The following is a 4,899-nucleotide window of genomic DNA, read 5'->3' as shown; positions in this document are numbered from 1 at the left end:
GACGTTGCGGGCGCGCTCGCCGCGGCGGGCGCCAACGCCTTCGTCGCCGGCACATCAGTGTTCAGGGGCGGCACGCAGGAAGCCTACAAGACCAACATCGCCGCGATCCGCAACGCTGCGCTAGGGGCCCGCGGCGAAGCGATTTGAACTGGATCAAGCGGCGCAGCCGGACGGCGGAAAATCCCGCGGCTTTTACGGGTGTTGCAACGCGCGACGCCTAAAATTGCACTCTTGATCCGTACTCATCCGGACTTCACTGATTCGCGCAAATCACCGCAAGTGACTCCTGCTTGCTTTTGACGGGAGCACATCATGACGACGACCCTGGTTTGGACTGGCGTAGCGTTGTGGTTAGGGTTCAATGCGGCGATTGCGGCTCGCAGCTTCTACGTGGCGCGACCGGTGAAGGTCGTGGCTTCTGCTCGCATCATCCACCTTCATCGTCGCCGGGGCTGAGCGCCATGCAGATCGCACTCGTGAAGCGCCAGCTGAAGCGCAGGTGCCGGATCCCGCGCCGCCCGCATCCAGGCCTCGACTATTTTTTCGGCCGCCTCGAGCGTGCCGATGGCGCGCCCGACGACGATGTCCGGCTCGACAATTCGGACCTCGATCATTCGTTTTCCTCGCAGCGACGACACTGAGACTTCCTTTTCCGGACCCCTCCCATGAAACCGCACTGCCCGAACTGCTTGAAGGAAATGACCAAGGCATCCGCCTCGCGCAACCTGTTCAATTGCGAGCCTTGCCGCGAGATCATCCAGTATTTTGGCGGCAGCGCGGATCACGGCGAGCCCGGCCCGCATTTCTCCTGGCCGATCCGCCGCAAGCGCGTCGCCCACACCGCTCACGCGGCCTAATCCACTTCTCAAGTCGGCAGGCGGCCTATCCCGGCTCTTCGCCTGCATCGGGCTCGCGGACTTCCCCGGCCATCCGCGGCGGCCGCACCACGGTGACGGTGCAGGCCGCTTCCGCGGCCACCTTGGCCGAGACGCTGCCGAGCAGCATGCGTCTAAACGAGCCCTGCCGCGCGCCGATGATGACATGGTCGACCTGGTTAGCCTCGGCAAATTCCAGGATCGCGGCAGCGGGATCGACCGCCTCCAGCACATGAGCCGACAGCCGGCTCTCGTCCAATTTGAGCGGCGTCGCCCAATGCCTGAGCGCCACCAGACGGTCGATATGCTTGTTCGATCCCTGCTCGTCCAGCGTCCGGTCGATCGCGATCCGGTTCAGCTTGAGCACGTTGACGCAGGCAAGCCGCGCCGACGGCAAGGTGGCGAGGATGCGCTCGGTGGTCACGCGTAGCGCCTCGTTCAGCTCCGGTGCGCCTTCCACCGTGTCGAGCGCGACAGCGAGGATCGGGCTCGACGCGATTTGGGCGGCGACATCCGATTTCGCGCGCGGCGCCATGACGCCCTGGTTGAAGCGGCGGCGCCATGCGACGCCGAGGGAGTCGCGTTTGATCCGCTCCGAGCGCGTGGTGAGCTTGACCTGGTCCGGATGGGCGAGATCGAAGGCGAGCTGGGACGCCGTCGGATAGCGCCACACCGGCTCGATCTCGAGACAGCGCAACACCACCTCCTGAAGCCAGGGCGGATAGTCGGCGCGGAGCGTGCGCGGCGGGTACGGATCGCGCCACAGCCGGCGCCGCATCGCACGCAGCGTCTCGCCCTCGCCGAACGGCCGCTCGCCGGTGGTGAAGAAATACAGCAGCACACCGAGCGAAAACAGATCGCTGCGCGGATCGTCGCGCACCCCCGACAGCCGCTCGGGTGCCATGTAGGGCGCGGTGCCGTAAGGCAGGCGGAACTCCTCCTGCAAAAGATCCGGCAGGTGGTTGTGATGCGACAGGCCGTAGTCGATCAGCACCGCCTCGCCGCTCTCGCGGAACATGATGCTGCTCGGCTTGATGTCGTGATGAATCACATTCTGCCGGTGGAGATCGGCAAGCGCGGTTGCGATCTTGGCGACGAGTTGCCGCGCCTCGTCATACGGCAGCGGCAGCTCGGGCAGCCTCTTGTAGAGCGTGGTGCCGCCGATGCGTTCGATCACGACATAGGCCTGACGCGCGAAATCGCCGGTGCCGAAACAGGTCGGGACGTGCGGACCCGCGAGCCGCGGCAGGATCATCATCTCCATCTCGAAGGAGACGATCGCGGCGGGATCCTCGCCCTCCGACACCCTCGGGATCTTCATCAGCAAGGGCACGTCGATGCCGGGATGGGTGACCGTCCACAGCGTCGCCATGCCGCCGGCATGAACGCATTCTCCGATGGTGTAACCGTCGATCTCCGCGCCGGATTTGACCAGTGATTTCGGCATAGCCGTCAGCGCCCCTGCGACAGGCGGTCGGCAAGCCAGTGCGGCAGGCCGTTGTCGCGGATCCTGCTTGCTGCGGTCGCGATGTCATAGGGCGCGCGGCAATAGGTGATCTGGCAGGATTCGGTGTCGAACAAGACGAAGGCTGCCGACGGATCGCCGTCGCGGGGCTGGCCGACCGAGCCGAGCACGGCGAGCCATTGCCGTCCGCGCAGCAGCTGCACTGGGACGTCGGTCTTCGGCACGAAGCTCGTCATCTTCGCCGTCACCGACATCGAATAGAGCGCGGGACGATGGATATGGCCGCAGAAGGTGACATGGGCGGGTGTCGCAATCAGGCTCTTGGCGGCGTCGACCGTCGAGCGGACATAGTGCCAGCGCTGGGGGTGAGAGGCTTCCGAATGCACAAAGAGTCGACCGCTGTCCTCTACCAGCATCGGCAAGTCAGCCAGGAACCGCCGCTGCGCGGTGTCGAGCCGGCCGCGGGTCCACTCGATCGCGATTTGCGCCTCGGCGTTCATGGTCTCTGCCGAGGAATTGACCGCCTGGTCGTGATTGCCGCGCACGGCGACAGCACCCTGGGCGACGAGCTCCATCGCGGTATCCACCACCCACTCGGGATCTGCGCCATAACCGACGAAATCGCCGAGCAGGACAAACCGCTCCGCGCCCTTCGCACGGGCGACCTTCAGACAGGCCTCGAAGGCCTGCCGGTTGCCGTGGATATCAGAAAAAACAGCTAGGAGCACGCACCCTCCACCCTCAGGTCTTATCGAAAGCCGATAAGGCCAAATTGAGGGAGGTCAAAACCATGCGCCAGCGCCGCGCCGTTTACCAGCGCGCCGCTGTCACGATGCTGAAGAGCCTATTGCTCGTCCTTCGGGGGCATCCGGGGCGGCGGCAGCGGGGTGAACACCGCGCCTTGCGCGCCGGCGGGCGGGGCGATGAACTCGCCGGTCGAGGAGTCGCCGCCGGTCGTCTCCATGATCGTCTTGGGCGTCACATATTCGCGGACCATGTCGATGAGACTGCCATCGCCGCCGCCGAAATCGGCGGCGCGGCCGCCTTGCGGATGTCCCAGGGCGATCTCGTTCTCCGCGGCATGGGTCTTGTCGGCGAGCCTGTCATCGTAGGGCACGCGGAAGGCCCGCGGGATGCCGCTCGGGCGATTGTCCTCATCCAGCTGCTCGACCCACAGATAGATCGAGCCGGGATCGCCCTGAAGCGAATGCGGCTCGACGATGCGGGCCTTCAGCAGCTTGAAGGTCGCCGGCAGCCGGTCGGCGCTGGCCCAGCCGAGCAGCCCGCGCATTTCGGTGAAGCTGACGACGTAAAAGGCGCTGGTCACGACCACGGCGATCGCCTTCAGCGACCAGTGCAGGCGCGCGTAGACCAGCACGATCAGCAGCAGCGCGCCGATGACGGCGTAGGCGACTGACAGCGTCAGGATGACCGTTTGCAGGCTAGTCACGGCGCACCCTCTTAGCGTTACTGCTCACACCGGTCCTCGGGTCGAGATCGGCGCCGTTGCGCCAACTGCTGCGGAACGTCTCCAGCAGCGATTTCGGCCGCTGGTCCACGTTGATCACCTTGCCCTCGGCATCGAGCCGGAAGCGCACCGCGGTCTTTTCGTCGCCGGTATGGTCGAGCGTGAACTTGTTGTCGAACACCACCTGAGCCGTTGGATTGAGCTTCTGCACCTTCACATTGGCTGTGACAGGTTCGCCCGTCGTCGCCACGAAATGCGAGACATTGACGGTGTACTCGCCGGCCACGATGCCTCGCACCGTGACAATTTCCTCGCGGATGGGCGAGGCAATCTTCTTGCCGGCGACGACGATGAAGTCGTTGGCGCCGCCCCGGTCGTCGCGGTCGAGGGTGAGGAAGCCGGCCTCGCGGTGGCGATACCAGGCGATGTTGCCGACGGGATCCTGCACGAACAGGTCGAGATCGTCGGGGTGACTGTCCGGCCAGTCCAGCGTGATCATGAACTCGGCCTTGGAGTCGATCTTGCCTTCCTTGGCGTCCGGGGAGACCGCGAGCAGCGCCAGGAAGAAGAGAAACGCGATCACCTGGAGCGCCTTGAACAGCATCACGCCCAGCGGATCGAACGGCTCCTCGCGCGGATAGAGACCGAAATCATCCATCATGACGAGGTTCCGGCGCCTTTGCGCTCAAGTACCGGCGTCACATAGGTCTCGGTCAGCACCACCGCATCCGAGAACACCCGCTGGGTCGCGGCGTCCAGCATGTAGTACTGGATGCGGACCAGGATCGAGCCGACGAGGCCGGCGAGCGTCGTGTACATCGCGACGGCCATGCCGTCGCTCATCAGCCCCATCGAGGAGCGCATCGCGACCTTGTCGGCGGCGTCCAGCCCCGCGATCGGCGCCAGCATGATGATGAAGCCGACGATGGTACCGAGCAGCCCAAGCTTCATCAGCGTGTCCGAGACGAAGGCGCCGAACCCGTTGGAGCCGCGCAGCCGGTCGGCGAGCGTCCGCAGCAGCAGCGTCTGGTCGACCGGCCGGTAATCCTGCGCGGCGGCCTTGGTCACCAGGCTCTCGATGTGATCGCGTA

Annotated in this window: 7 protein-coding genes and 1 pseudogene; 2 read left to right on the top strand and 6 right to left on the bottom strand. The window is 65.2% G+C overall.

Going from position 1 to position 4,899, the window contains the following annotated elements:
- Positions 1-147: pseudogene (locus tag MOV75_RS27415) on the top strand (ribulose-phosphate 3-epimerase); the annotation flags it as partial.
- A 290-nt stretch (positions 148-437) separates the two neighbouring features.
- Here the strand turns inward: MOV75_RS27415 and MOV75_RS27410 are convergent.
- Complete coding sequence (locus MOV75_RS27410) at positions 438-614, bottom strand: hypothetical protein (RefSeq protein ID WP_246931139.1); 177 nt, start codon at positions 612-614, stop codon at positions 438-440.
- Positions 615-665: 51 nt separating this feature from the next.
- On the opposite strand from MOV75_RS27410, the gene MOV75_RS27405 reads away from it, so the two are divergent.
- Entirely contained in the window at positions 666-857 is a 192-nt protein-coding gene (locus MOV75_RS27405; protein ID WP_247006925.1) for a hypothetical protein, read from the top strand.
- A 25-nt stretch (positions 858-882) separates the two neighbouring features.
- Here the strand turns inward: MOV75_RS27405 and MOV75_RS27400 are convergent, their stop codons facing one another.
- The 5 genes from MOV75_RS27400 to MOV75_RS27380 all read right to left on the bottom strand — a co-directional run.
- Positions 883-2,322: a bifunctional serine/threonine-protein kinase/universal stress protein gene (locus MOV75_RS27400; RefSeq protein ID WP_247006924.1), complete on the bottom strand. Its 1,440-nt coding sequence runs from the start codon at positions 2,320-2,322 to the stop codon at positions 883-885.
- Positions 2,323-2,327: 5 nt separating this feature from the next.
- Positions 2,328-3,068, bottom strand: a complete 741-nt coding sequence (locus MOV75_RS27395; RefSeq protein ID WP_246931044.1) for a metallophosphoesterase — start codon at positions 3,066-3,068, stop codon at positions 2,328-2,330.
- Between the two features lie 116 nt (positions 3,069-3,184).
- Positions 3,185-3,790 (bottom strand): hypothetical protein, encoded by a 606-nt coding sequence (locus tag MOV75_RS27390; RefSeq protein WP_246931043.1) that lies wholly within the window; start codon positions 3,788-3,790, stop codon positions 3,185-3,187.
- Complete coding sequence (locus tag MOV75_RS27385; RefSeq protein ID WP_246931042.1) at positions 3,783-4,469, bottom strand: hypothetical protein; 687 nt, start codon at positions 4,467-4,469, stop codon at positions 3,783-3,785. Before MOV75_RS27385 ends, MOV75_RS27390 begins: the two co-directional genes overlap by 8 nt.
- A partial coding sequence (locus MOV75_RS27380) for a MotA/TolQ/ExbB proton channel family protein (RefSeq protein WP_247006923.1) occupies positions 4,466-4,899 on the bottom strand: 434 nt, incomplete at its 5' end. The genes MOV75_RS27380 and MOV75_RS27385, both read right to left, overlap by 4 nt.

The organism is Bradyrhizobium sp. PRIMUS42 (genome assembly GCF_023006515.1).
GTDB lineage: Bacteria > Pseudomonadota > Alphaproteobacteria > Rhizobiales > Xanthobacteraceae > Bradyrhizobium.
The sequence above is the reverse complement of the archived record's forward strand: the minus strand, read 5'-3'. Positions and strand labels throughout refer to the sequence as shown.

Bases quoted from the DNA above. Each gene is read 5' to 3' on its own strand.
- MOV75_RS27410 (WP_246931139.1), bottom strand. From the start codon at position 614: ATGATCGAGGTCCGAATTGTCGAGCCGGACATCGTCGTCGGGCGCGCC.
- MOV75_RS27405 (WP_247006925.1), top strand. From the start codon at position 666: ATGAAACCGCACTGCCCGAACTGCTTGAAGGAAATGACCAAGGCATCC.
- MOV75_RS27400 (WP_247006924.1), bottom strand. From the start codon at position 2,322: ATGCCGAAATCACTGGTCAAATCCGGCGCGGAGATCGACGGTTACACC.
- MOV75_RS27385 (WP_246931042.1), bottom strand. From the start codon at position 4,469: ATGATGGATGATTTCGGTCTCTATCCGCGCGAGGAGCCGTTCGATCCG.